This window comes from Myxococcaceae bacterium JPH2, assembly GCA_016458225.1.
In the GTDB taxonomy this organism is placed as follows: domain Bacteria; phylum Myxococcota; class Myxococcia; order Myxococcales; family Myxococcaceae; genus Citreicoccus.
The window spans coordinates 1-303 of the sequence record JAEMGR010000044.1 but is presented as its reverse complement, the minus strand read 5'-3'; the positions used below and the strand labels follow the sequence as shown (position 1 = coordinate 303).

The window sequence follows — 303 nt, the reverse complement described above, 5'->3', positions numbered from 1 at the left end:
AGGAGGACGGAGAAGAGTGTCTTCCCCTCGCGGATGCCCAGCTCCTTCAGTGACTGCGTGAGCGCGGGTGGCAGGTGAAGAGAGACGCGAGCACCACGCGTGTCCAATTGATCGAGGCGAGGCTTGTCCGTGGGAAGCTCGAGGATGGCCTCGGGGTCGAGGTGCTGGCGCCAGTAGTCGAGCTGTGTTTCGAGCGCGTCACCCTGCAGCCATTGACGCTGCCACGCGGTGTAGTCCGTGTACTGCATGGGAATCGGCGCGAGCGTGGGGGCGGTGCCGGAGGCGAAGGCTTGATACAGCTCA

The 303-nt window shown here is 64.4% G+C and carries 1 protein-coding gene; it reads right to left on the bottom strand.

Annotated elements, in window-relative coordinates:
- A partial coding sequence (locus JGU66_34790; GenBank protein ID MBJ6765950.1) for a hypothetical protein occupies positions 1–303 on the bottom strand: 303 nt, incomplete at both ends.